Genomic DNA, 25,466 nt, shown 5'->3' on the forward strand with positions numbered 1-25,466 from the left:
GCCCCTGCGGAAGAAGGGAATCCGGGGGCCTCGCCCCCGGACCCCCGTAGAGACCGGTCCACAACAGGAAATCCGGGGGCCAAGCCCCCGACCCCCGTGAAGACCCATCCACAACAGGAAATCCGGGGGCCAGGCCCCCCGACCCCCGTGGAAACCCCGTCCACAACAGGGGAACCGGAGCCGAGCCCCCGGATCCCGGTGAAAACAAGGCACAAGCTCGCAGAAGGGGTTCGGGGCCAGCCTCGGGACCCCAGCGACAACGAGATCGGCGGCCGCGGCCGCCACCTAGGCACAGTCCGCAGAAGCGAATCTGGGGCCCGGTCTCCGCACCTCGTAAGAACGATGCCCCGGTAAGAACGAGGCCCGGCCACAACAGGACATCCGGGCCCAGCCCCGGACCCCGCGAGAACGAGGCCCCCCGGCCACAACAGGAAAAGCCGGGCGGCCAGCTCTTGGGCCCGGTTTACCTGCCGGGTAATGGACTTCGGGGGTTGGAGGCGGAATTATCAAGGGCGTCAAGGTAATACGTCTTCAGGAGAGCCGGATGCCTGCCTACGCCGTCGCACATCTGCACAATGTCGATATCAATGCCGGGATCGTCGAATATCTGCGGCGCATCGATGGCACTCTCGCGCCGTTCGGCGGGAGGTTCCTCGTGCACGGCGGGCAACAGCGGGCGGTCGAGGGGCCGGCCGACGGGACCGTCATCGTGCTCGAATTCCCGGATTACGCTGCGGCACAAGAGTGGTACGCCTCGCCGGAGTATCAGGCGATTCTTCCGTTGCGGACGGACAACTCCGTCGGGGTCGCCGTCATCGCCGAGCACTGCGGGGACGATCACGTCGCCACCGACATCCTGCCGCCCGAAGCGGTGCGAGGCTGACGCCCGGTCCCACGGAATACGTTGCGGCCTTCGCCGTCTCGGATCCGACGGCTCTCGGCGAGGCGCCCTCCGCAGGCGGCCGAAGCCCACGCCGGAACACTCTCAATCGTCGACAGACGCCAGGAACTCGCGCACGGCCGGGCTCGCGATATGCCGGAATTCCTCGAAATAGGCATGCCGCGCACCGGGAATCATCAGCAAGCGGCTGTCGGGTATGCGCTCGGCGAGCAGCGGTGCGTTCGCCGCGGGATTGAACCGGTCGTCGCTGCCGTGCACGACCAACGTCGGAATCGCGATGCCGGGCAACGCATCCCAGGCATCGTGCCGATGGCTGGCCAGCAGGTGGCGGCGCCGGGCATACGCCGGCATCGCGGGATCGCCGAGCGTCTGGTACGGGCCGGGATGGGTCTCGAGCCAGGCCGGGGTGTACATCAGATCCTTCAATGCCTGCCCCGCCGTCGCCGGATCCGCGAGCGACCGGCGGATGTCGGCGCCCCGGTCCACCGCGTGCCGTCCGCCGGGCGAGGTGCAGCCGAGCACCAGTGCACGCACGCGCTCGGGGTAGCGCGCGGCCACCCACTGCGCCACCCGGCCACCCATCGACGTGCCGTAGATGTCGGCTCGGCCGATGCCCAGATCGTCGAGCACCGCGATCACATCGTCAGCGAAACCCGGTGTGCTGTAAGGGATATCCGGCTTGTCACTGTCACCGGTGCCGCGGTGGTCGAACGTGATCGTGCGGTGCGTGCCGTGGAAATCGGCACGGATGCCGTCCCACCAGTGGTGGTTGTTGGACTGCCCGGCGATCAGCACGAGCGGAAAGCCCTCGCCCCGCGTCTGATGCGCGAGGCGAACACCATCGGCGGCCTTGGCATACGGCACGATCGGCTCCCTTCCTCACTCCGCCCAACGCCGCACGGCGCCCGATCGATCCCACGGCCGGACGTGATCACCGGCACGAAAACGAGCGGCCCACCGGAGAGTCCGGTGGGCCGCTCGTTCGGGAGTCCTCAGTCGATCTGGAGCCGGTCCTAATCGTTCTGCAAGTAGCTCAGCAGGCGCAGGATCTCGAGGTACAGCCAGACCAGGGTGACGGTCAGGCCCAGGGCCACACCCCAGGCCGCCTTCTCCGGCGCTTGGGCGCGGATGAGCTGGTCGGCGGCGTCGAAGTCGAGCAGGAAGCTGAACGCGGCGATACCGATCACGACCAGGCTGAAGATGATCGAGATCGTGCCGCCGTCACGCAGGCCGAAGCCGCCGGGGGTGAAGAACGCGGCGATCATGTTGCCCACCATCAGGACCAGCACGCCGATCATGGCGCCGACGATCATGCGGGTGAATCGCGGTGTCACCCGGATGGCGCCGGTCTTGTACACCACGAGCATGCCGAAGAAGACGCCGAAGGTGCCGAGCACCGCCTGTGCGATCAGCCCGGAACCACCCACACCGCCGAAGGCGATATTGGTGAACATGAACGACAGCGCACCGAGGAACAGGCCCTCGGCGGCGGCGTAGCTCAGCACGATGGCCGGGTTGTCCTGCTTGCGGCCGAACGTCGCGACCAGCACCAGCACCAGCCCGACCAGGCCGCCGACGATCACGAACAGCGGAGCCAGCGCGTTGTTGACGGCGGTCAGCCCGTAGGACAGGATCGCGGCGACCGTCACCACACCCAGCGTGATGCCGGTCTTGGTGACGACGTCGTCGATGGTCATCGGCCGGGCGGCCTGAGCGGACGGCTGATACGGCTGCTCGTAGCCCTGCGGCGGGTACTGCTGGCCGTACTGGGCGAACTGTCCGGCTCCGGCAGCCGCCGAACCGAACCCCGCATAACCTCCCTGCTGCTGCGGCAGGTTCTTGAAGATCGGGTTGCTTGAGGTGCGCACCGTTCCCGTGCCTTTCCGAAGGTCGCGGTCCACGACTCTCGTGGCCGTTCTGAGTATCCAACGTGCCCCGGCCGGCGCAAGTTCCCGAACCGGGCGAAAATCCGGGCAAAGCGGACTCTACCGCCGGAAATCTACTCCTGCCGAACGTCGTGCAGACCACGCACCGACCGCGTCACCGTGAATTTGCGATTGCGGCCTACCACATCGGTCTTGCCGACCAGGCGTTCCATTACCCCACGATAGTTCAGGTGCGAGTTGTACACAGTCCACAGTTCCCCGCCGGGCCGCAGCACCCGGCCGGTCTCGGCGAACATCTTGATCGCCGCACCGGTGTGCACCGCCGCGCCGACGTGGAAAGGGGGATTACACAGCACGAGATCGGCGCTGTTCCCCGCCACTCCCGTCATCGCGTCGTCGCGCAGCACCCGCACCCGATCGGCGACACCGTTCGCGGCGGCGGTCGCGCGGGCGGAGGCGACCGCGGCCGCGGACTGGTCGGTACCCACCACGCTCACCTGCGGACGGGCCTTGGCCAGGGCGACGGCGAGAATTCCGGTGCCACAACCCAGATCGATGGCATCGCGGGCGTCGGGTTTCATCCGGCGGACGTGCTCCAGCAGGAATCGGGTGCCGATGTCCAGGCGCGGGCCGGAGAACGCCGCACCGTGCGCGACGACCTCGAGTCCCAGCTCGTCGAGCTGCTCGCGCACCGGGTAGAGCGGGCTGCCCAGTGATTTCGGCCCCTGCGCCAGCAGCGTTCGCGACTTCTGCCGGCCGCGGCTGGCCCTGACCGATTCGAACGACTCGGCCAGTACGTCGTTCATGGCCGGGGTCAGGTACTTGTCGCGGGCACCGGCGATCACCTCGACCTCCGGATCCGCGTGGCGGGCGATCGCATCGGCGATCTCGGCCAGGCCGGACAGCGCCCGCGGCAGGCGCAGCAGCACCACCCGGACACCCTCGAGCAGCCGGCGGTCCAGTTCGTGCGTGGCGTACCGGTCGGCCAGTCCGGTGGCGCGGGCGTTGTTGGCCAGCGCGAGCTCGCCGGTCAGCAGGTCCTGGTGCACGCGGATCCCGGTCAGGCCGTGCGCGGCCGCGCCCAGGGTGAGCGCGCCGTAGCCGTCGTCGATGACCGCGACTCGCCCGCTGCCCGCGGCGGCGAGGGACTCCGCGGCCACGTCGAGGATCAGCCGGTCCGCGGCGTCGACCGCGTAGAGGTTCACCGCCTCCACGTCCGGGTAGCGCCGCAGCCGGCTCAGCACGTCGTCGACCTCCTGCACTCCTACAGTGTGCTAGATCGTTGCCGTGTCGTCGCACCGACCCCGGTGGTTGCACCGCATACCATCGGCCCCATGCGTAACAGGCTGGCGTTGACGGTGGTGGCGGGACTAGCGCTGCTGGCGGGTTGCTCGGACGGTTCGTCCGAGCCGGCGGGCCCCCCGCCCGCGGGCAGCTCGGTCGCCGCAGCACCCGAACCACCGCCGACGGCCGCGACGCCGCAGGAGGGCACGCCGTCCAGCGACGCCCGCCTGACCGTGACCGATGTCCGGGTCGGCCGGCACGAGGGCTACGACCGGGTGGTCTACGAACTGGGCGGTACCGGCACTCCCGGCTGGCGGGTCCAGTACACCGGCCGGGCGGTGCAGGACGGTAGCGGTGAGCCGGTCGACGTGGCCGGGCAATCGGTGCTGGAGGTGCAGATTCTCGGCTCGGCCTACCCCTGGGACAGCGGGGCTCCGCAGTACGAAGGACCCGATCCCGCCACGGATCCGAGCGCGCCGGGGATCGCGGGCGTCTACCGCACGATGGTCTACGAGGGCACCACCCAGTCGTTCATAGGGGTGAACGCCGATCGGCCGCCCTTCTCGGTCGCGGCACTCGAGAACCCGGCGCGGCTGGTCGTCGATATCGCTACCGACTGAGCTGCCGCCTCAGACCCCAGCTGTCGCCACGGACTGACCTGCCGCCTCGGCGCGATTGCCGCCACGGGACCGACCATCACCACAGGCGCGGTTGCCGCCACAGGATGGACCGTCACCACGGGCACAGTTGCCGCCACACAGGGTGAGCTGTCACCACCGGACCCAGCTGTCGCCACAAGGTGGACCGTCACCACGGGCACAGTTGCCGCCACGGGATGGACTGTCGCCACGGGAACAGTTGCCGCCTCGGGGTGGGCCGCCACCTCGGGCACAGTTGTCACCTCAGGATGGACTGTCACCTCAGGATGGACTGTCGCCTCAGGATGGACCGTCACCACGGGCACGGTTGTCGCCACAGGGTGAGCCGTCGCCACGGGGTGGGCGCGGAGGGCGGATGCGCTCAGGCCTGGCCGGTCTCGAAACGACCGACCTTGTCGCCGGCGACGGTGAAACGCCACGCGGTGCGCATGGATCCCCAGCGGTCGTTGGCGTAGTCGGCGACGAAGGCGCGGCCGCCGTCGGAGATCGAATCCGGATCGACCGTCATCCGGCCGTTGCTGCCGAAGACCTCGCCGTCCACCCACTGCCGCAGATCGCGGTCGGTGCCGTCGTCGGACATGGTGGCGTCGTCGGTGAGAACGCCGAAGAAGGCGGCGCGGTCGCCCGCATTGAGCGCGTCGACGAGTGTCGCCACCACGGGATCGAGTTGGTCGGCCATCCTGGTGTCCCTTCCGGGTCCGGTACCGCACTGTTCAATCGAGTTGTAGCGAATTTACCGCAAATGCCTGGGCCGGATCGAGGCCCGCTACTCGTCCCTGTTCTCCTCGCGGGACTCGCCGCGGGGATTCAACCGGATCACGCCGCGGTCGAGGTCGAGCGAACCGCGTTCGAACGGCTCGCCGGTGCCCGAATCGTCGTCGCTCTCCTTACGCAACCTGCCGCCGTGGAGGAGTTCGCCGAACTGTCCCATGCGCCCCACCCTACGCCTCGAGCCCGCCCGTGCGGGAGCCTCGATCGCCCGCCGAAACCCGCGAATCACGCACCGGTACCGTCGATCCGGACTCGGCCACCACGTCTGCCGCCGGGACCGGCTTTGCGGTCCCTACCTCGGTGGTCGCCATACCTGTTCCACCCGGCATAGGTCCGGGCTGCCCTCGGCAGAGCGGTCCGCTCGAACCGCGAAGCGGCTCAGCGCGATTGCGGCCCGCCACACGGTCACACGCCGCCAGCGCGCCGACCACACCGGGCGGAGAAAACACGAACCGCCGACGAGAAGTAGCGCGACAGCTTTCCGGCAGTTCGCCGATACCGGCTCCTCGAGTCGCCGCCTGGCCGAACGCGGTGCCGATCTCGACCGGCCCGTCATGGCGGCTGTCTCGTGCTGTGACCGGCCGATGCATACGGTCCAGGGGTATCACTCGGCGAGGTCCTACAATGGCCGCGTGATCGATCGGCTTCGGCTGCGCCGGGCCCGCGGTACAGATGCCGCGGGCCGGCCACGACTCGGCCGAGCGGCCCGGCTCGTTCGGGCGCTCGGCCTGCTGATGCTGCTCACCGCGGTCGGCGTGATGCACGCGGTCGTCTTCACCCCCGGTCACGCCCACGCACACGCGCCCGGCCACAGCACCCCGAGCGAGCCGGCGGCGCTGCCCGGCTCGATCCCGGCGGGACCCCACACCGACGACACGGCGCCGCCACCGCGAGACCCGGCGCCGTTCCCCCAGGCGTACCCGACCCGCACCGACAACCACGGTGCCGGGCAGGGCGGTAGATGCGAACCGGCGGCATCCCCGGGCTCGGGCCCGATAGCGCCCCACACCGGCAGTGCTGCCGCAGCGCACTCCGGCAACCAGATCAGCGGGCACAGCACTCCGAGCACACCCCCACACTCCTACCCGGCAACACCCCATGACGAGGGAGCTGTTGCGGCACACACCAGCGGCCACGGCACTCCGGGTACACCGACGGCGCCCTCGGATTCGGTGACACTCGACACCGGGGGCGCGACCGTGGCGACCGGAGACTCGGCGCCACCGCCCAGCCCGGCGGCCACCGCCAGCCCGGCGGGTGCCGCCAGCCCTGCGAGTACCGCACCGGCGGGACCGGGCGGGATCGCAACGGGCCTTTACCCTTCGACCGCAGTGCCCGGCGGTTCGGCCGCAGCTTCCGACGGAGACAGCCTGGCGGCGGCGCATCGAGCCGACCGTGCCCAGGTCGCTCGGTCCTTCCAGCACACCGGCGTCGATTGCGACGGCTGCGGTGCCGGGCACGGCGGCATGCACGCGTGCGTGTTCGTGCTCGTGCTGCTCTCGCTCGGACTCGGACTCGTGCTGTTGGCCCGAGTCGGGGTGCGGCACTCCGGGGCGGGACTGCGCGTGCGGCCCGGGCCCCTCGGAGACGCTCGGCCACCACCGTGGACGGTGCTCTCGCTCTCGGAATTGTCGATTCTGCGGATCTGATGGACCGCCGCGCCGGCGCGTTCAGCGCGTCGACGCGGAACTCCGCACGTCCATTACAGAATTACCACCTTTTCGAGGAGTACCTCATGTCCGATTCGCGTATCCGAAACACCCTGGCAGGCACCGGAATCGCCGTGGCACTGCTCATCGCGGGCTGTAGCAACGACGACTCCGGCAGCTCCGCGCCGACATCCGCCGCACCGGCCACCGGCATGCCCGGTATGGACCACGGTGCGCCGACCGCGGCACCCGCGCGCACCGATTTCACCGACGCCGACGTGATGTTCCTGCAGATGATGTATCCGCATCATGCGCAGGCCATCGATATGGCGAAGCTGGTACCGGGCCGGTCGCAGAATCAGCAGCTGATCGCGCTGGCGGCGAATGTGGAGAAGGCGCAGGAGCCGGAGATGCGGCAGTTCGCGGATCTGCTGCGCAGCTTCGGCAAGCCCGAGCCCACGACCATGGGACCCAACGGAGCGGGACCCAACGGAGCGGGACCCGACAGCATGGGACACGACACGATGGGCCACGGCATGCCGGGCATGATGTCGCCGGACCGGATGACCATGCTGGAGAACACCACCGGTGCCGAGTTCGACCGGATGTGGATGCAGATGATGATCGACCATCACCAGGGCGCCATCGATATGGCGAACACCGAGCTGACGACGGGTGTCAACCCCGAAGCCCAGCGGCTGGCCCGGGAGATCGTCACCGCACAGCAGGCGGAGATCCGGCAGATGCGGGACATGCTCGGCCAGGGCTGAGACATTCGGCCGGGCGAGCACACGCGCCGACGGGTGTGCCGGACTCCGGCGCACCCGTAGCGGGCCTGGCGTCAGCCGCCGATGACGGCGTTCATGATGGTGCCCGCGCTGGTCGCGATGCCGCCGCCGAGCATCGCGCCGGCGATCATCTTCGGCGACTCCAGGCCACCACCGCTCCACTTCTCCCAGGCGAACTTGCCACCACCGTAGGTGACGGCCATGACGCCGGACAGCAGAACGAACCAGGTGAAGTACCGGACCAGTTTCATCAGCTTGTCGGCCACCGGCGGGGTCTCCGGCGTGGGATTGCCGACCTGGGCCAGCACCGTGCTGTACATATCGTGGGCGGCGAGAACCATGCTCACGGTCGTTGTCCTCTCGGATGCTGAGGTGATGCCGGTGTCGAGCAGTCCGCCCGGATGGCGCGGTGGGCGGCGGGAGCATGCAGGTAGAACTCGTCGATCATCATCAATTGAACCGCATTTGCCGGCGCCGCCGAAGGCAGACACACCAGATCGCCGGAGCTGATCACGCGACCGGCGACCTCCGGTCTGTTTCGGTCGTTTTCCGGAAACACACACCCGCCGAATCAGGACCGGTACCGACCACCGTCCGGCCGCGGTCGCCGACGGGAGGCGGCCGGTTCCCGCAACACCGGCAGGCTCACAGCGCCGCGCTCAGGACGACGCTCAGGACGACATCGTGGAACGCCTTGATGTCGGAGCGATCCGACACGCCGCGCGTCGGCTCGCGCCGACACAGAATCAACAGCCGATCGACCTTTCTACAGCCGATCGACCCCGACGAGCATGGCGATGCGGCCGCCCGGCGCATCGGCCGAGCCACGAATGTCGACCGCCCAGCGGCAGGCACCGGCGCCGGTCATCGGCCGACACGAGCGCGGGATACCGGGCCACAGCCGGATCCGCGCCGCACGGCCCCGTCATCGACCGCCGATCGGCGCACAGACCCCGGCCGTCCGCGAGGCAGGTATCGGCGAACTGCCGGAAAACGGGTTCGGACAACCGAGTTCCGTGGCGATGGCCGGTCGCGGATAATGGCCCCGAGACGGTTCGGGATACGCCACCGCGACCGTCTCGAACCGATTGCGGCTCTTGGTATCACACAGATCGACGAAGTACGTTTCCGGCGACGAGCCCGACGCGCGCGATTCCATCGACAGCCCCCCGCGACGTACGCTTCCGGAAACTCCGGAACAGGCGGGATCACGCGCGATCGGCAATGCGGCCGCCCGGAACAACGGGCATCCGGTGATTAGGGGTGTGATTGTCGGTGAGTTTCCGAAAACGCGCCAGGCAGGGGCACTTTCGAGACGTGGATGTTGCGCGGGCCGGGGTGGCGTCGCTAATGTTGGCCGCCATATAGGAACGTCGTAGTTCCTTGAATCCCCCCAGCGCGGAGCCCTGTAATGAGCGGACGCACATCCCACGACCTCCGGAGCCTGTCCCGGCAACTGGTCGGTCATTTCGCCACCCATGTGGCGCCGTGCGCAACGCTGCCCGGTGACGCCCTGCACGGTGACATCACCACCGTCACCCGTGTGTGCTTGGAACTGACGATGGACCTGTTGGAGGGGCGCGACCCCGCCGACAAGGTCGGGCGGCTGCAGCGCGCCGCCGCGGACTGGGCCCGCGAGGGCATTCCGATCGACGCCGTACACCACGCGGTCCACGAGGGCTTCCGGCTGGCCTTCGACCTGCTGCTGAACCGCACCGATACCGACGCCCGGCCGGAGGATCCCGCGCAGCTGCTGCTGCGCATCCTCGACACCATCACCCCGGCGGTGGCCCTGGCCTACGTGCGCGAGCACCAGGCCGCCGTCACCGAACATCACACCGCGGTGCACACCCTGGTCTCGGCGCTGCTGGCCGGGCATCCGACCTCCACGATGGCCCGGGAGAGCGGTATCGAGATCGCGCCGGCGTACGCGGTCGTCGCCGTGCACGTGCCGCGCCATCGCGACGAGTCGCATCCGAGCGTGGACGCGAAAGTCGTTGCCCGGCGCAAGCTCCGGCGGCTACAGGCCGAGCTGGCCGCCCGCTGCTCCGGCCGGGCGTTATCGCTGCTCAGCGTGGACGGCGGCACCCTCCTGATTCCCGGCGACCTGACCTCGGAGGACACCATCACCGACGGCCGGCTCGACGAGCTGGTCCTCGGCCTGTCCGCCGCCGCACAGGTATCCGTCATGGCGACGGTGATTCCCGCGATGACGCCGCAGGTTCCCGACGCCGCCGACCGGGCACACGAACTGCTGGACATGGTGCTGCGGCTGGACAGCGCGCCCGGGCTGTACCGGTTCACCGATCTGGCGATGGAGTACCAGCTCACCCGGCCCGGGCCGGGGCTCGACCGGCTCGGGGCACTGCTCGACCCGCTGGACTCCTACCCGGACCTGCTGGAAACGCTGCGCCGCCACCTGGCGACCGGACTGTCACGGCAACGCACCGCCCGGCAGTTGCAGGTGCACACCAACACCGTGGACTACCGGCTCAAGCGGATCGGCCAGCTCACCGGGCTGGATCCGGCCCAGCCCAGCGGGCTGTGGTATCTGCGCGCCGCGCTGGTGGCGCGCACCTATCGAGATGCCGCCCCCGGCAACGGGGTGCACTGAAACGGGAGGCACTGACCTGCCACCGGCCGGCACGGCCCGTGATCGGCCACCGATCAGCACTGCCCGTCGCACAGCGCCATCGCGGCGCGGGTGAACAGCGGCGTCAGCCCGGGCAGCGCCGCCGCACCGCGCTCGTGCAGACAGGCCCGGATCCGATCGTCCATCCCGCCGAGCAGCACGTCGATCAGCTGCCGATCGGGTTCGGTGCTCAATTCCCCACCGGCGAAACCCAGACGGGCCACCTCCATGAAGTAGTCGGCGAACAGCCGGTGCACCCGGGCGCGATGCGGCACCAGCGGATCGCCCGCCACCAGCGTCTCCACGTACAGGGCTCGGGTCGCCTCCGGCTGGGCGGCCAGCGCGGCCAGGTAGATCTCGAACTGGCACCGCACCCGGTCGTGGAAGCTCAGCGGGCCGGCCGCGGTCACCGCCTCGCGCAACCGGCGCAACCCCAGGTCGACACCGTAATCGTAAGCGGCGGCAAAACATTCGTCCTTACTGGCGAACATCGCGTAGAAGGTGCGGCGCGCCACCTGCGCCCGGGACACGATATCGGCGACCGTGGTGGCCGCGTATCCGAGTTCGCCGACCGCCACCAGCGCCGCCCCGCACAGCCGCCGGTACTGCGACGACTGCACCTCGGCCCGGGTCAACCGGTGACGGCCCCGAGGTAAGGGGCCGGTCAGGTCTTCGGTCTGCGTGCTCATGCACACCAGAATATTGAGCAACCGCGCAGCCCACCCGACGGCCACAGAACCGAACGGCCCGTTCGTGTGCCGGTCCCGCAGGACCCGCGGACGCTGGATGAACAGCGAAGTTCACCGGTCACGGCGCGAATCGGCCGACGGCGATGTCGGGCGGCCGTCGGGCAGGTCGTGGCCAGAATTCGCAGAAAATTAACCGTTGGCAGACCGCCCACCCCGGACCGTTCCTAATCCGGCAGCAGTCCGTGCTCCATGGCGAACACCGCCGCGCCGGCGCGGGTGCGGCGGCCGGTCTTGTCGTAGATGTGCCCCAGATGATGCCCCACGGTGCGTTCGGAAACGACCAGATCCGCGGCGATCTGCCGATTGGACAGCCCGCGCGCGGCCAGCCGCAGCACCTCCACCTCGCGTTCGGTGAGACCGCACGGCAGGTCGGCGCGCGGCTTGCGCAGCCCGCCCGCCTCCACCACCGCGGCACAGGCCTCCCGGTCCAGACGACCGGCCTTGGCCGCGGCCATCAGTTCGTCGGCGGCGTCGGCCGGAGCGTGCGCGGGACGGTACGGGCGGGGCTCGGTGAGCGCCGCGAAAACATCTGCGGCGGCGAGTATCCGGGCCTGTTTGGAGCTGTCGCGACCGCTGATGCCGCGGTGATAGCCGCTGCCGTCCAGGCGTTCGTGATGCCCGGCGGCGATATCGGCCAGGTCGGCCAGCCCGGGACAGCGCTGCAACACCCGTTCGGTCCAATAGGTGTGCAGCCGAACGCGTTCCCACTCGCCGGAGCCGAGCGGCCCGGGCCGATCCCAGATCGCACTGGATACCCCGGCGCGGCCGATGTCGTGCAGCAGCGCCGCGGCCCGCAGGGTGTCCCGCTCGTCGTCCGGCATGCCGCTCAGTTCCGCCGCCGTGCCGGCGAGATCGGCGACATGCCCCGAATGTCCCAGCAGCCAGCGGCCTTTCAGATCCACGATGATCGCCAGCGCCAGGCACAGTTGCAGCCGATCGCCGGGCCGGATGTGCACCGGCACGCCCGGTTCCCGGTGCACCACCGTGGCGAGCACATCCGGTACGTCGAGACAGTCCCATACGGCGTCGGCATCGGCGGCGAACAGGGCCACCAGGTCCGGGTCGAGATGGCCGCCCGCCCGCCGCCGCAGTTCGGTCACCGCGGCGTCGCGCCCCTGTTCGGCGGCGGCGAGCACCGCCTGTTCGGCGACGTGCATGATCCGGCCGGTCAGCGAGATCGCCTCGCCCTCCAGCCGTTCCGGTGCGCCGAGGCCGTCCCAGCGCTCCTTCACCTCGGTCAGCGCGACGATCGCCGCCTCGGGTAACCCGAGGCGGGGGCCGAGGGCCCGGCTGACCTCGCACACCGATCGGACCGCCGCGGGCGCCTTGCCGGGAATCGTGTCGACCAGACGGTCTCGCAGCAGCGGCTGGAGGCCGGGTTCCCACGAACCGAAGCCGCCCACCTGTGCGGCGAAAACCTCCGCGTCCCCCGGATCCAGCACGTGATAGACCTGCTGGAACGCGATATCGTCGGAGAACGCCGCGGCATTCTCCGAGGCACGACTGGTGCATCCGACGGCACCGAGCAGGGCGCCGTGGAAGACGTTCCGGCGGTCCGCCTCGTCCAGGCCGGCCCGCTCGGCGAGAGCGGTGGCCAACAGGCAGGTCGCCAGACCCTTCTCGAACGGCGCCCCGGTCGCCAGGTCGGTCGTGAGCGACAGCGCGGCGAGCACTTCGGTGACCCGGATCGAAGCGGGCGGAATCGGCACTCCCCCACGGTAGTTCGCGAACGGCGACCGGTCATCGGGGAAAACGGGTCAAACCGGACGGCACCGGGGTCCCGGGGATAGGTCGATCGACCGATGCGGCCGGATCGGCCCGACGACCAGGATGGGTTGCGTCGGCCCGGTTACGAGCATCGGAGGTTCGAAAAGCCGGTCCCGGCACCCGGATCCGACAGCGCACGCCACTACTCGGCCGCGCTCACCCGACCGTGCCCGGGCCGAAACGCGCCCCGGCGCATCGTGTTTACACCTCTTGAAGGAAACTCATGTCCAGACCCATCCGGCGCGGTGCGCGATACCGCGTCGCCGGCGTGCTCGCGGCGGCCGGCATCACCGTGTTCATCGGCACGGTGGGCGGCCTGACGCTGCCGTCCGCGAGCGCGTCCAGCCACCGCGAGGCCCCGCTGATCGCCGGCGATCCCACGGTGGACAACACCGACGTGTACGCGTTCGTCAGCCCCGACGAGCCCGATACGGTGACGATCGTGGCCAACTGGTTCGGGCTGCAGGAGCCCAACGGCGGCCCGAACTTCTACCCGTGGGCCGCCGACGCCAACTACGACATCAACATCGACAACGACGGCGACGCGAAACCGAACATCAGCTACCGCGTCAACTTCGCGACGGACGACCGGCGCGGCGCGAGCACCTTCCTGTACAACAACGGGCCGGTCACCAGCCTGTCCGACGAGAACCTGCTGTTCCGGCAGAACTACACGCTGTCGGTCAGCCACGGCGCGAACGACTGGCGCCCGCTCGCGCACGGCGCGGCCGCACCGTCCGACACCGGCCCGGCCTCGATGCCCGACTACGGCGTGCTGCGCCAACAGGCCACCCAGGCGCTGGCGGGCGGCGGTTCGATCTACGCGGGTGCCGCCGAGGATCCGTTCTTCCTCGATCTGCGGCTGTTCGACCTGCTCTACGGCGGCGATCTGTCCGAGGTCGGCACCGACACGCTCGCCGGCAAGAACGTCAATACCGTTGTGCTGCAGGTCCCGATGCGCGATCTGGCGCTGAAGAACGACCCGGGGCGCAATCCGGTGATCGGGGTGTGGAGCGACACCGAACGCCGCACACTACAGCTGAGCCCGGGTAGCGCGACACCGGTCGGCGCCTCGGTGCAGGTTTCGCGGCTGGGCAACCCGCTCGTGAACGAGGTGGTCGTCCAGGCCGGGCTGAAGGACGCGTTCAACGGGCTGCAGCCCGTCGGCGACGCCGGGGTGCCCCAGGTGGTGCAGCGGGTCACCGATCCCGAACTGGCCCGGCTGATCCAGTCGATCTACAACGTGCCCGCACCCGCGACCCCGCGCAACGACCTGGTCGAGATCTTCCTCACCGGGATCGCGAAGCAGGCGCCGACCCTGGACGGCAGCGCGCCGCCCATCCAGGCCGACCTGAACTCGCAGACGCTCAACGCCGACGCCCGTGCCTCGTCCTTCCGGCCCTCGGAGATGTTGCGGCTCAACATGTCCGTACCGGTGGCCGCGCAACCCAACCGGCTCGGCGTGCTGGGCGGTGACCTGCAGGGCTTCCCGAACGGCCGGCGCCTGACCGACGACGCGGTCGATATCTCGATCCAGGCGGTGGAGGGCGCGGCGCAGAGCGGCAAGCTGGTCGAGGCCCTGGCCGCCGGCGACAAGGTCGACGCCAACGACGCGGCCTTCTCCGGAAGCTTCCCCTATGTGGCGCTCCCGGCACGCAGCACCGCGGGGTCGGGAGCGAGCGGATTCGCTCCCGCGGCTGCGTCGCAGGACGACAGCGGCATGCCGTGGATGCCCGTGGCAGTCGGCGGCGCCGGCGCCGCCGCGGTCGTCGCCGGCGGTGGCTGGCTGTTGATGCGCCGCCGGGTGGATCGGTAGCCCCACCCGGCTACCGGGCGCCCGCACCCACGTCCCCCAACCGGGCGCCCGAACCCCGCGGCGGGACCGATCCGATCGGTCCCGCCGCTCGGGGCCTTCCCCTCTTCTCCCCACTCACCAGAGGTCCCGACATGACCGGAAACCGTTCCCGCACATACCCTCGGCCCGCGTTGATACTCCTGATGATCGGGCTGATCGCCGCCGCGCTCGGAGTGATCGCGATCCTGCCCGACGGTGAATCGACCGGCGCCACCGGCACTCCCGACCCGATGATCGCCCGGATCGCGCAGCTACATCAGGAGGTCGCCCGGGTGCCCGGCAACGCGGCCGGATGGGCCGCGCTCGGCGGCGCCTACGTCGAATTCGCCCGTATCACCGGGGATCCCGCGAACTACGGGCTGGCGCAGGAGGCCCTGGATCGGTCGCTGGCGCTGCGGCCCGACGAGAATGCCGAGGCGCAGATCGGGCTGGGCGCGCTCGCGAATGCCCGGCACGACTTCGCCACCGCGCGCCGGCACGCCGAACAGGCCGTCGCGCTGCGCCCGGCCGGCGCCGACGGCTACGGCGTGCTCGTCGACGCGCTGACCCAGCTCGGCGACACCGACGGCGCCACGGCGGCCGTGCAGCGCATGCTCGACCTGCGGCCCGGCGTCTCGGCGTTCACCCGCGCCGCCTACGACCTGGAACTGCACGGTCGCGTCGAGGACGCCCGCAACGCGCTGGAGATGGGCCTCGTCGCGGCGACCACCGCGGACCAGATCGCCTTCTGCCGATACCACCTCGGCGAGCTCGCGTTCGATTCCGGGGATCTCGGCGAGGCCGAAACCCAGTACCGCGCGGGCCTTCTCGCCGGCCCGGACAATCCGGCGCTGCGGCAGGGTGAGGCCAAGGTGAGCGCCGCCCGCGGCGCCACCGATCAGGCGATCGCGCAGTTCACCACGCTGGTCGCCCGATCGTCCCTGCCCGAGTACCTGATCGAGTTCGGCGAACTGCTCGAGTCCGCGGGCCGGACGGAGGAGGCGGCCGCGCAGTATCGCGTGATCGCCGACCAGTTCCGCGGGCTCGAGGCCCAGGGCGCCACCGAGTATGTCGACGCCGCCCGGCTCGCCGCCGACCACGGCGATCCGAACGAGGCGGTGCGCCTGGCGCAGCTGGAGTTCGGCCGCCGGCAGAGCGTCATCACGACCGATGTGCTCGCCTGGTCGCTGCACCGGGCGGGCCGCGACGACGAGGCGCTCGGCTACGCCGACCGGGCGGCGGCGTTGGGCTGGCGCAACGCCACCCTCGCCTATCATCGCGGCACGATCCTCGCGGGCCTCGGCCGCACCGACGAAGCGGCCGCGGCCCTGTCGGAGTCGCTGCGGATCAACCCGCACTTCTCCCCGCTGCATGCCCCGCGCGCCCGGCAGGCCCTGGAGGCGCTCGGCGGCGCCCGGTGACGCCGGAAACACGACGCCGGGCCGAGTCCGCACCGTGCTGCGGACTCGGCCCGGCGGTCGCCGAAACCCGGTGCGCCGCTACCGTTCTCCGGTACGCAGCACCGAATGCCGCACGCTGTAAGCGAAATACAGCGCCAGGCCCACGGCCATCCAGATCACGAACCGCAGCCAGGTCTCCACCGACAGGTTCAGCATCAGCCACAGGCAGGCCAGCACGGCCAGGATCGGCAGCACCGGAACCAGCGGCACCCGGAATCCGCGCGGCAGGTCCGGCCGGGTGCGGCGCAGCACCAGCACGCCGATCGACACCAGCACGAACGCGAACAGCGTGCCGATGTTGACCATCTCCTCGAGGGTGCCGAACTCCACGAACCCGGCCAGCAGCGCGCACACCACACCGACGATGACGGTGATCCGGGTGGGCGTGTCGAACCGCCCGGTCTGCGCCAGCGAGCGGGGCAGCAGGCCGTCGCGCGACATCGCGAACAGCACCCGGGTCTGTCCCAGGAACAACACCATGACCACGGTGGTCAACCCGGCCAGTGCGCCCACCGAGATGACGTTCTGCGCCCACGTGACGCCGTGATGCTCGAACGCGGTGGCGAGGGTGGCGTCCTCACCGGCCAGATCCGTGTAGGGCACCATGCCGGTCAGCACCAGCGACACCGCCACGTACAGCACGGTGACGATCACCAGCGAGCCGAGGATGCCGCGAGGCACGTTGCGCTGCGGGTTCTCGGTCTCCTCGGCGGTGGTGGCGACCACGTCGAAGCCGATGAAGGCGAAGAACACCAGACTGGCCGCGGCGAGCAGCCCGTACCAGCCGAACGCGCTGTCGCCGGCGCCGGTCAGCCACGAGAACAGCGACTGGTGCACACCGCCGCCGGTGTCGCTCGGCTGGGACGGCGGGATGAACGGCTGCAGGTTGGACGGCTTGAAATAGGTCAGCCCGACGACCACCACCACGGCGATCACGGCCAGCTTGATCGCGACCGCGACCGCCGACACCCGCGACGACACCTTGGTGCCGATCACCAGCAGCACCGTCAGCACGACGATCAGCAGCGCCGCGCCCCAGTCGAAGGCGACCGAACCGAAGTGCACGATCGGCGAGGGTGACTGCCGGTGCATCGCCTCGGCCAGCATCTCCATCACCTCGCCCAGATACTGCGACCACCCCTTGGCGACGGTCGAGGCGGCCAGCGCGAATTCCAGGATCAGATCCCAGCCGATGATCCAGGCGGCGAATTCACCGAAGGTGGCGTAAGAAAACGTGTACGCGCTGCCCGCCACCGGCACCGTCGAGGCGAATTCCGCATAGCACAGCGCGGTCAGCCCGCAGGCGATCGCGGCGAAGACGAATGCCAGCGACACCGACGGTCCGGCGACATTTCCGGCGGTTCTGGCGGTGAGTGTGAAAATGCCGGCGCCGATCACCACGGCGACGCCGAATATCGTGAGATCCCAGGCGTTCAGATTGCGGCGCAGTCGCGCATCCGGTTCGTCGGTATCGCGGAGCGATTGCTCGACACTCTTGGTTCGAAACAATCCACCCCACCGGCTCGCCGACGCAGCATCGGTCACCTGCTGTTCTGGCTCCGGTACAGCCACATTGTTCTCCTCCGTCCGCGATGTCCCGCCGGACATCGCGCTGTCAGACGTGCGGCCAGTGAATCTAACAGTCACCCGCCGTGATCCGGGCCTCGAATTGCTGAGTCGATGCCGAGATGATGTCTTCGCGAGCGATCCGGCTGTCCGCGGGGGCAGTCCGACCCATCCGCGCCGCGGGCGCCGGGCGGCCGGTAGTCTCTGGCTGGATGGTTAGCGTCTCCACCCCCGTCCTGCCGAGCGCCCCGCCCCGGCGTCTCGGTCGTTCCGCGTGGCTGATTCCGGCCCTGCTGATCGCGGGCGTCGTCTGCTGGCAGCTGTACCCGTTCTGGCCACTGAAGTCGATCGGCCGGGAGTTCATCGACCTTCAGGTGTATCGGCTGGGGGTGCAGGCGTGGTGGCACGGCTCCGATATGTACGGGACGCTGCCGAAGACGACCGTCGGGGTCGGGCTGCCGTTCATCTATCCGCCGTTCGCGGCGCTGGCGCTGAGCCCGTTCGCGATGCTGCCCATGCATGCCTCGGCGATCGCGTTCTTCGCCGTCTCCATCGCGGCGGTGGGTGTGACGGTGTACCTGGTGGCGCGGCGGTTCTGGACCGGCGGCACCGAACTGACGCTGTGGGCCACCGCGTGCGCGGTGCCGCTGGCCGTGCTGCTGGAACCGATCCGCTCGACGCTGGATTTCGGGCAGGTCAATCTGATCCTGATGGTGCTGGTGGCGGCCGACTGCCTGACCGCCCGGCCGAAGTGGAAGCGCGGCATGCTGATCGGCCTGGCCGCGGCCATCAAGTTGACCCCGGCCGCCTTCGTTCTCTACTTCCTGGTGCGCCGCGACTACAAGGCCGCGGCCACCGCCGCCGTCACCGGGGCGGTCGCGAGCGTCCTCGCCTACGCGATCATGCCGGGGGAATCGACCCGGTACTGGTTCGGCGGCATGGGCAACGTCTCCGGGCTGAGCGGCTCGGCGTTCCGCACCAACCAGTCGATCCAGGGCGTGCTGGCGCGTCTGCAGGTCCCCCGGCCGGAGTTCACCCTGCTGTGGTTGTTGCTCTCGCTGGCGCTGCTGGCGCTGGTCGTCGCGGCGATGCGGAAGGCGATGGACGATCCGGCGCTGGCGCTGGCCTGGAACGCGGTGTTCACGCTGCTGGTGTCGCCCATCTCGTGGTCGCATCACTGGGTGTGGGTCGCGCCGGCGTTGATGGCCGCGATCGGCACCGCCACCCGGCTGCCGCGGCGGCCGGCCATGATCTGGTACGCGATCGTCACGGCCGCCGCGATCGCGTTCGTGATCGGCCCGCACAACTCGATGCCCGGTGACGATAACCGCGAATTTGCTTGGGCGCCTTGGCAACACCTCGTCGGCGACACCTATGTGTGGTTGAGCGTGCTGCTGGTGGCGCTGTACGTGGCGGTCGGGCCGAAGCCGGCCGTGCGGGAACCGCTCGTACCGGATGCCCTGCGGGAGCGGCTGACTCGCACCTTCTCGCGATCCTGAGACCCGGGCCCTACACTCGGCCGGGTGAGCTTTCGACGGCACGTCGCCTTGACCGTATTCGCCCTTGTCACGCCGATCGGCGTGGCAGCCTGCACCGCGCAGGGGGCGGGCACCACCAGTGAGTGCACCGTCAGCGGGTGCACCGTCACCTTCGACCGCGGCGTGAATGCCAAGGCCAGCCTGCTCGGCGTGGACGCGGAACTCGTTGCCGTGAACGGCAACACGGTCACCATGAAGGTGGCCGGTCAGCAGATGGAGGTTCCGGTCGGCGAGACCGAACCCGCCCAGGGCCTCGACGTCACGGTGCAGGAAGTCACCGCGGACAACGTCGTCGTCAAGCTCTCGACGGGTGTGAACGGCGAACAGCCGTCCTGATCTCGAAAAGATGGTCGGCGGCGATCACCAGCCGCCGAGCAGGCCCTGATTCTGAATCGCCAGCGATTGCGCGTTGTCGGCCCCCATGAACGGCAGCAGAGCGAGGAAGACAACCATCGACATGAGAAAAAACTCCTACGTTCTCGTCGGTTCCGATGGTTCTACCGTCTCAGATCGATACACGACCTCGCACGTCGAATCACCGAATCCGATCGCGGCACATTCGGGACACGAGTGAACCCGCACGAGTTGTCGCTGGTCAACCGGCCGCCCCGGACATCGTCGAACGTCAGGCGCCTAACGCAATTCGGCCGCCGCGTCCAGAATGATCTGCCGCGACCGCTCCGGCGGCTCGGCCTGCACGCTCAGGCGGTCCATGACCCGGCGGTAGAGTTCCAGATCCTCCACGCGATCGAGATAGAGCGCACTGGTCAGCTGTTCGATATAGACGATGTCGGGGAGTTCGGGCTCGGCGAAGCGCAGCATCGAGAACGAACTGCCCGCCGCCGCATGGCCGCCCGCCGCATAGGGCAGCACCTGGATCGTCACGTCCAGCCGGTCGGACATCTCGACCAGATATTCGAGCTGGCCGCGTAGCACCTCGTTCCCGCCGATGGGGCGATGTAGCACCGTCTCGTCCAGCACCGCCCAGAGGGTCGGGCCGCCGTCGCGGCTCAGCAGCTCCTGGCGGCGCCGGCGCAGCTCGACCCGCCGGTTCGCATCGTCTTCACCGTGTCCCAGCGCGACGATGGCGCGGGTGTACTCCTCGGTCTGCAGCAGGCCCGGAACCAGTTGCGCCTCGAAGGTTCTGATCGCGTGCGAGGCGTGTTCGAGGCCGATGTAGGTCTCGAACCACTGCGGCAGCAGGTCGCTGTAGCGATGCCACCAGCCGGGCTGGTTGGCCTTGCGGACCAGATCCAGGAACGCCTCGCGGTCGACGGGGTCGGTGACGTTGTACAGCGTCAGCAGGTCCTTGATGTCACGTTCCTTGAAGCCGGTGCGCCCCAGCTCCAGCCGGCTGATCTTGGCGTGCGAGCCCCGGATGTGCTCGCCGGCGGCCTCGCGCGTGATCCCGCACTGCTCGCGCAACTTGCGGAGCTGCCCACCGACGGCGATCCGTAGTGCCGTCGGACCGCGTTCGGCGACAAGCGAATCCACGCTGCCGATCCGAAACGGGACGGATTCTGGGATCATGAGGTTTGCTCCGATGTTCGACGATCGCCGGCGATATGGGCCGCGGCTAACTACGGGCCACACCGCATCGCACGCCTATCATACCCGCGCGCTCGCCGCTGACCACCATGTTCCCCCGATGCGCAAGTTTCGCTCCGGTCCCTCGATCCGGCCGTCTGCGCAGGTCGAATCTTGTACTGTCACTGGACAGATCACACCATCACCCGTCCGTGCCTCCGAGCACCGATTCCGCCGTGACACCGAAACCGCCGCGTCGGCGTGCATCGAGACATCGCCCCGGGATCGCTACGAGGAGCCGACCGCGCCATGCCGACAGTGCACAACACCGAGATCCGCACCGATATCCCGCACTCCGCCCGGATCTGGAACTACTGGATGGGCGGTAAGGACAACTACGGCATCGACCGGGAAGTCGGCGACGCCAGCCTGCAGATCGACCCGGACATCGGGACGATGGCCTCCGAGAGCAGGCGATTCCTCATCCGCGCGGTCACCTGTCTCGCCCGGGAGGCCGGGATCGGGCAGTTCCTGGACATCGGCACGGGCCTGCCCACGATGCAGAACACCCACGAGGTCGCCCAGCGCATCACGCCCGACGCCCGGGTCGTGTACGTCGACAACGACCCGCTGGTGCTCACCCACGCCCGCGCGCTGCTGACCAGCACCACGCACGAGGGGGTCACCACCTACGTCGAGGCCGATTTCCACGAGCCCGAGCAGATCATCTCCGACGCCAAGAACATCCTGAACTTCACCCAGCCGATCGGCGTGATGTTCATGGGGGTGCTCGGGCACGCCCACAGCTACGCCGACCTGCTGCGCATCGTGCGCACCGTGATGGACGCGGTCCCCGCCGGCAGCCACCTGGTGCACTGGGACGGCACCGTGGACAGCCCCACCTATGTGGCGATGTGCGACGAGTACGCGAAATCCGGTGGTGCGCCGTACCATCCGCGCACCCAGGACGAGCTGCGCGCCGTGTTCGACGGCTACGAACTGCTCGAGCCCGGCTTCGGCAAGATCACGCACTGGCGCCGGCCCGAATCGGAACTGGCCGGTCTGCGCGAGGTCGCCGCGTACGGCGGGGTCGCCCGCAAGTCCTGAGGACACCGTCCCCGGCACGCCGCTCCCTGCCGCGGGCCGGAAATGCCGGGGAGTTCCGCCGCCGGACGACGCGCGCACCTCCTCGGCGGCCGAGGGTCAATCCAGCGCGATTCCGACCACCGCGCCGAGTTCCCGGCGCAGCGCCGCCGCGGGCCGGGGCCGCACCTGCTGCTGCACGAGGGTGCCCATCAGCCACGACATCAGCGCGTGCCCCGTCTCGGCCGGATCGTCGACCGGGAGTTCCGCGACGAGTTCACGCAGGAGCGCGGAGACCTCGTCCAGCGTGGCGGCGACGATATCGGCCGAACCCCGGCGACCGGTGTCGATCCAGTATTCGAACCACAGGTAGGCCGCGCCGGGCTGCTCGGCGAACGTGGCCAGATACTCCTGGACAACGGCCCGGAGACGTTCTGCCGGTTCGGATTCGCCGTCGGCGGCCCGGCGCAGCGCCGACACCATCGCCGTCACATGCTCGCGCATGGCGAGGTCGACGATCTGCTGGATGTCGTCGAAGTAGTAGTGCACCGCGCTCTTGGTCAGCGGGCTCGCATCGGCGACGGCGCGGGCGGTGCACGCGACCAGTCCGTCGCGGGCCAGCACCTGCCGGGCGGCGTCGATGATCTGCTCGCGCTTGCCGCGCCGGTTCTCCTCGATCACGGGTCTGGTCGCTGCCACGGACTCAATCTACCGCCGCCGTTGTGAAATCAGGACACTAGCCCTAATATCAGGACACATGTCCCAACATTTTGTCTTTCACGATGTCCGCACCACCGACCTGCCCGCTTCGCGCCGCTTCTACGGCGAGATGTTCGGGTGGCCGGTCACCGAGTCCCCCGCCGGGCCGATGTTCGGCGACGACGACGGGGTATGGGGTGGATTCACCCCGCTGGTCGAGGGCGACGACCGGCGGCCGCAGTGGATCCCCTACGTTCCGGTGGCCGACGTGGACGCCGCCGCGGAACGAGCGGTCACGCTCGGCGCGCGAATCGTCAAGCCGCGCACCGATCTACCGCCGGGCTCGGTGGTGGTCGTCGACGAGCCGGGAGGTGCGACGCTGGCGCTGTGGCAGGCGGCGCGGCCGGCGTGATCAGGCTCACTGCCCGATTCGACCGATTGCGGGAAGTGCTGGTGAGCAGGCCGTTGCGAGCGGCTATGGCGGCGGTGACGGCGGAAAAACCAGGTGCCCGGGTGGGCGGTGGGCGGGAATACTGACTCGCGACCGATGAGTTGAGTCGATCATTCCCGTCTGGTCTCGTGTGGCGCCGGGACTCGTCGTCGGTGACTCGTCATCGTGCCACGCGACATTCTCGTTCACGAAGCCCCGGAGGTACCGATGCCCGCCGATTTATCCGCTCGACCGGCCGGAGGACGGACTCCGATCGTGATCCGGCTGCTGGTGCTGGCGACCTTCGTGGTGATCCTGAACGAGACCATCATGATCAACGCCATTCCGCGGCTGATGACCGATCTGCACGTCACCGAGCGGTCGGCGCAGTGGGTGTCGACGGCGTTCATGCTCACCATGGCGGCCGTCATCCCGGTCACCGGATGGTTCCTGCAGCGGGTCACGACCAGGCGGGCCTACGCCCTCGCGATGGGTGTCTTCCTGGTCGGGACCGCGCTGTCGGCCGTCGCCCCGAACTTCCCGCTGCTGCTGATGGGCCGGGTGGTCCAGGCGGGCGGCACGGCGGTGATGATGCCGCTGCTGATGACCACGCTGATGACCGTGGTCCCCGAACGGGACCGCGGGCGGGTCATGGGCAACGTCACCCTGGCCATCTCGGTGGCCCCGGCGATGGGCCCGGTCATCTCCGGACTGGTGTTGCAACTCGGTTCGTGGCGTTGGCTTTTCGTGCTGGTGCTCCCGATCGCGGGCGCGGTGACCTGGCTGGGCCTGCGCCAGCTGGAGAACGTGGGCGAGCCGGAGGCGGGCACGATCGACTGGTTCAGCGTGGCCCTCTCGACCCTCGGGTTCGGCGGGCTCGTCTACGGGCTGAGCCGGTTCGAGACCGGCAACGTCACCACCCCCGCGCTGATCGTGGTCGTCGGCCTGGTCGTCATCGCGGCGTTCGTGCTGCGGCAGCGGCGGTTGCAGCGCACCGGCACTCCCCTGCTGGACGTGCGGGTACTGCTGGTCGGGACGTACGCCAAGGCGCTGACCCTGATGGCGATCGCGTTCCTGGCGATGCTCGGCTCGATGCTCCTGCTGCCGCTGTACCTGCAGAACCTGCGCCATCTGAGCCCGCTCGCGACCGGACTGCTGGTGATGCCCGGCGGTCTGGCGATGGGCCTGCTCGGCCCGAGCATCGGGCGCCTGTACGACCGGTTCGGCGGGCGCCTGCTGGTGATCCCCGGATCGATCGGTGTCACGGCCGCGTTGGCCGGATTCACCCAGATCTCGCTGAGCATGCCGTACTGGGTGCTGCTGGCGCTGCACATCCTGCTGATGGTGTCGCTGGCCGCGGCCTTCACCCCGGTCTTCACGCTGGGCCTGGGTGCGCTGCCGCAGCACCTGTACTCGCACGGCAGCTCGATGCTGGGCACGCTGCAGCAGGTGGCCGCGGCGCTCGGCACCGCGCTGGTGGTGACGGTCATGTCCGCCCGCACCACGGCGCTGGTCGAGGACGGCATCGAACCGGCAACCGCGCACCTGGACGGCATGAAGCTGGCCTTCGGCGTCTCCGCCGCCCTGTCGCTGATCGTGATCGTGATGGCGGTGCTGCTGCCGAACCGGTCGCATGCGCCGGACGAGAGCGGGGAGCGCGAACCGCAGCTGGTCCATTGATCGGCGGCACCTACTGATCGAGGGCACCTGGCGCCGGATCCTCCGGTGTCAGGTGCCGTCGCACTCGGTGCGGCACAGCTCGAGAACGTAAGAGCGGGCGACGGCCGTGGTCAGCACGCCGAGCAGCTCGACGACGGCGGCGGTATCGATGGGCCTGCCCTGGGTGCCGGCCTGCTGGCGGCGGATCGCGGCGGCGACGCTGTCGTGCAGCGCGTGCAGCACGGTTTCGATCGGGATGTCGGTCCGGGCGCAGTCGGTCGCGGCCCGCTCGAGCCCGACCAACAGGTCCATACTCACCCCATCGGAGGCTTCCAGCAGCGCCAAGGCCAGCGCCAGCCCGGCCTGCACCACCACGCGCAGGTCCTGCGGCACCCGAGCCGGTCGCCATTCGGCATCGTCCGAATTGTCGGCCACCGCTGCCCTCCCCTCCCTGCACCACCGGTCCCGGACCACAGCGGCTCACCTCTCGGCCCCGCATTCGACCGTATCCGCGGCATTCCGCCGCGGCCTTCGCGGCAGCAAACTTTGGGTAATACGACCGGAAGCGGCAGGCAGCACTGGGA

The 25,466-nt window shown here is 69.4% G+C and carries 24 protein-coding genes; 12 read left to right on the forward strand and 12 right to left on the reverse strand.

Annotation, left to right across the window (positions count from 1 at the left end):
- The first annotated feature begins 544 nt into the window (after positions 1 to 544).
- Positions 545 to 883, forward strand: a complete 339-nt coding sequence (locus tag D892_RS0104425; RefSeq protein WP_024800084.1) for a DUF1330 domain-containing protein — start codon at positions 545 to 547, stop codon at positions 881 to 883.
- Positions 884 to 985: 102 nt separating this feature from the next.
- On the opposite strand, the gene D892_RS0104430 is transcribed toward D892_RS0104425, so the two are convergent.
- The 3 genes from D892_RS0104430 to D892_RS0104440 form a co-directional block, all read right to left on the reverse strand.
- The gene (locus D892_RS0104430; RefSeq protein WP_024800085.1) at positions 986 to 1,765 is read right to left on the reverse strand and encodes an alpha/beta fold hydrolase; all 780 of its coding nucleotides are present in this window, start codon (positions 1,763 to 1,765) and stop codon (positions 986 to 988) included.
- A 149-nt stretch (positions 1,766 to 1,914) separates the two neighbouring features.
- Positions 1,915 to 2,769 carry a Bax inhibitor-1/YccA family protein gene (locus D892_RS0104435; protein WP_024800086.1) on the reverse strand — a complete coding sequence of 285 codons (855 nt, stop codon included), beginning with the start codon at positions 2,767 to 2,769 and terminating at the stop codon, positions 1,915 to 1,917.
- Positions 2,770 to 2,900: 131 nt separating this feature from the next.
- Positions 2,901 to 4,049 (reverse strand): methyltransferase, encoded by a 1,149-nt coding sequence (locus D892_RS0104440; RefSeq protein ID WP_024800087.1) that lies wholly within the window; start codon positions 4,047 to 4,049, stop codon positions 2,901 to 2,903.
- A 72-nt stretch (positions 4,050 to 4,121) separates the two neighbouring features.
- Here D892_RS0104440 and D892_RS0104445 point away from each other — a divergent pair, with 72 nt between their 5' ends.
- Entirely contained in the window at positions 4,122 to 4,691 is a 570-nt protein-coding gene (locus D892_RS0104445) for a hypothetical protein (protein ID WP_024800088.1), read from the forward strand.
- A gap of 400 nt (positions 4,692 to 5,091) precedes the next feature.
- On the opposite strand, the gene D892_RS0104450 is transcribed toward D892_RS0104445, so the two are convergent.
- Positions 5,092 to 5,409, reverse strand: a complete 318-nt coding sequence (locus D892_RS0104450; protein WP_024800089.1) for a hypothetical protein — start codon at positions 5,407 to 5,409, stop codon at positions 5,092 to 5,094.
- A gap of 87 nt (positions 5,410 to 5,496) precedes the next feature.
- On the reverse strand, positions 5,497 to 5,661 hold the full coding sequence (locus D892_RS46375) for a hypothetical protein (protein WP_156959371.1): 165 nt from the start codon (positions 5,659 to 5,661) through the stop codon (positions 5,497 to 5,499).
- A gap of 472 nt (positions 5,662 to 6,133) precedes the next feature.
- Between D892_RS46375 and D892_RS44830 the strand changes: the two genes are divergently transcribed.
- Both D892_RS44830 and D892_RS0104465 read left to right on the forward strand, forming a co-directional pair.
- Positions 6,134 to 7,150, forward strand: a complete 1,017-nt coding sequence (locus tag D892_RS44830) for a hypothetical protein (RefSeq protein WP_024800090.1) — start codon at positions 6,134 to 6,136, stop codon at positions 7,148 to 7,150.
- A gap of 86 nt (positions 7,151 to 7,236) precedes the next feature.
- Positions 7,237 to 7,920: a DUF305 domain-containing protein gene (locus D892_RS0104465; protein WP_024800091.1), complete on the forward strand. Its 684-nt coding sequence runs from the start codon at positions 7,237 to 7,239 to the stop codon at positions 7,918 to 7,920.
- A gap of 71 nt (positions 7,921 to 7,991) precedes the next feature.
- Here D892_RS0104465 and D892_RS0104470 read toward each other — a convergent pair whose 3' ends face one another.
- Positions 7,992 to 8,279 (reverse strand): hypothetical protein, encoded by a 288-nt coding sequence (locus D892_RS0104470; protein WP_036566729.1) that lies wholly within the window; start codon positions 8,277 to 8,279, stop codon positions 7,992 to 7,994.
- Between the two features lie 1,070 nt (positions 8,280 to 9,349).
- Between D892_RS0104470 and D892_RS0104490 the strand changes: the two genes are divergently transcribed.
- A complete protein-coding gene (locus D892_RS0104490) occupies positions 9,350 to 10,552 on the forward strand; it encodes a CdaR family transcriptional regulator (protein ID WP_024800094.1) in 1,203 nt (400 codons plus the stop codon).
- 53 nt (positions 10,553 to 10,605) lie between these two features.
- Here the strand turns inward: D892_RS0104490 and D892_RS0104495 are convergent, their stop codons facing one another.
- Positions 10,606 to 11,259: a TetR/AcrR family transcriptional regulator gene (locus tag D892_RS0104495; protein ID WP_024800095.1), complete on the reverse strand. Its 654-nt coding sequence runs from the start codon at positions 11,257 to 11,259 to the stop codon at positions 10,606 to 10,608.
- Positions 11,260 to 11,483: 224 nt separating this feature from the next.
- Positions 11,484 to 13,028 carry an HD domain-containing phosphohydrolase gene (locus D892_RS49360; RefSeq protein ID WP_024800096.1) on the reverse strand — a complete coding sequence of 515 codons (1,545 nt, stop codon included), beginning with the start codon at positions 13,026 to 13,028 and terminating at the stop codon, positions 11,484 to 11,486.
- A 281-nt stretch (positions 13,029 to 13,309) separates the two neighbouring features.
- Here D892_RS49360 and D892_RS0104505 point away from each other — a divergent pair, with 281 nt between their 5' ends.
- Entirely contained in the window at positions 13,310 to 14,902 is a 1,593-nt protein-coding gene (locus D892_RS0104505) for a DUF4331 domain-containing protein (RefSeq protein WP_024800097.1), read from the forward strand.
- 131 nt (positions 14,903 to 15,033) lie between these two features.
- Complete coding sequence (locus tag D892_RS0104510; protein WP_063629940.1) at positions 15,034 to 16,341, forward strand: lipopolysaccharide assembly protein LapB; 1,308 nt, start codon at positions 15,034 to 15,036, stop codon at positions 16,339 to 16,341.
- Positions 16,342 to 16,419: 78 nt separating this feature from the next.
- Here D892_RS0104510 and D892_RS0104515 read toward each other — a convergent pair whose 3' ends face one another.
- A complete protein-coding gene (locus D892_RS0104515; protein ID WP_024800099.1) occupies positions 16,420 to 17,952 on the reverse strand; it encodes an amino acid permease in 1,533 nt (510 codons plus the stop codon).
- A 206-nt stretch (positions 17,953 to 18,158) separates the two neighbouring features.
- On the opposite strand from D892_RS0104515, the gene D892_RS0104520 reads away from it, so the two are divergent.
- The gene (locus D892_RS0104520) at positions 18,159 to 19,445 is read left to right on the forward strand and encodes a glycosyltransferase 87 family protein (RefSeq protein ID WP_084160930.1); all 1,287 of its coding nucleotides are present in this window, start codon (positions 18,159 to 18,161) and stop codon (positions 19,443 to 19,445) included.
- A 24-nt stretch (positions 19,446 to 19,469) separates the two neighbouring features.
- Complete coding sequence (locus D892_RS0104525; protein WP_036566733.1) at positions 19,470 to 19,820, forward strand: hypothetical protein; 351 nt, start codon at positions 19,470 to 19,472, stop codon at positions 19,818 to 19,820.
- A gap of 297 nt (positions 19,821 to 20,117) precedes the next feature.
- On the opposite strand, the gene D892_RS0104535 is transcribed toward D892_RS0104525, so the two are convergent.
- The gene (locus D892_RS0104535) at positions 20,118 to 21,014 is read right to left on the reverse strand and encodes a helix-turn-helix transcriptional regulator (RefSeq protein WP_024800102.1); all 897 of its coding nucleotides are present in this window, start codon (positions 21,012 to 21,014) and stop codon (positions 20,118 to 20,120) included.
- Between the two features lie 306 nt (positions 21,015 to 21,320).
- Here D892_RS0104535 and D892_RS0104540 point away from each other — a divergent pair, with 306 nt between their 5' ends.
- Positions 21,321 to 22,118: an SAM-dependent methyltransferase gene (locus D892_RS0104540; RefSeq protein WP_024800103.1), complete on the forward strand. Its 798-nt coding sequence runs from the start codon at positions 21,321 to 21,323 to the stop codon at positions 22,116 to 22,118.
- A gap of 96 nt (positions 22,119 to 22,214) precedes the next feature.
- Here the strand turns inward: D892_RS0104540 and D892_RS0104545 are convergent, their stop codons facing one another.
- Positions 22,215 to 22,793, reverse strand: coding sequence for a TetR/AcrR family transcriptional regulator (locus tag D892_RS0104545; protein WP_036566735.1), 579 nt, complete (start codon positions 22,791 to 22,793; stop codon positions 22,215 to 22,217).
- Positions 22,794 to 22,851: 58 nt separating this feature from the next.
- On the opposite strand from D892_RS0104545, the gene D892_RS0104550 reads away from it, so the two are divergent.
- Both D892_RS0104550 and D892_RS0104555 read left to right on the forward strand, forming a co-directional pair.
- Positions 22,852 to 23,205, forward strand: a complete 354-nt coding sequence (locus D892_RS0104550; protein WP_024800105.1) for a VOC family protein — start codon at positions 22,852 to 22,854, stop codon at positions 23,203 to 23,205.
- Positions 23,206 to 23,451: 246 nt separating this feature from the next.
- A complete protein-coding gene (locus tag D892_RS0104555) occupies positions 23,452 to 24,903 on the forward strand; it encodes an MDR family MFS transporter (RefSeq protein WP_024800106.1) in 1,452 nt (483 codons plus the stop codon).
- A 48-nt stretch (positions 24,904 to 24,951) separates the two neighbouring features.
- On the opposite strand, the gene D892_RS0104560 is transcribed toward D892_RS0104555, so the two are convergent.
- A complete protein-coding gene (locus D892_RS0104560) occupies positions 24,952 to 25,317 on the reverse strand; it encodes a hypothetical protein (protein ID WP_024800107.1) in 366 nt (121 codons plus the stop codon).
- Between the last annotated feature and the right edge of the window lie 149 nt (positions 25,318 to 25,466).

This window comes from Nocardia sp. BMG51109 (genome assembly GCF_000526215.1).
Taxonomy (GTDB): Bacteria; Actinomycetota; Actinomycetes; order Mycobacteriales; family Mycobacteriaceae; genus Nocardia.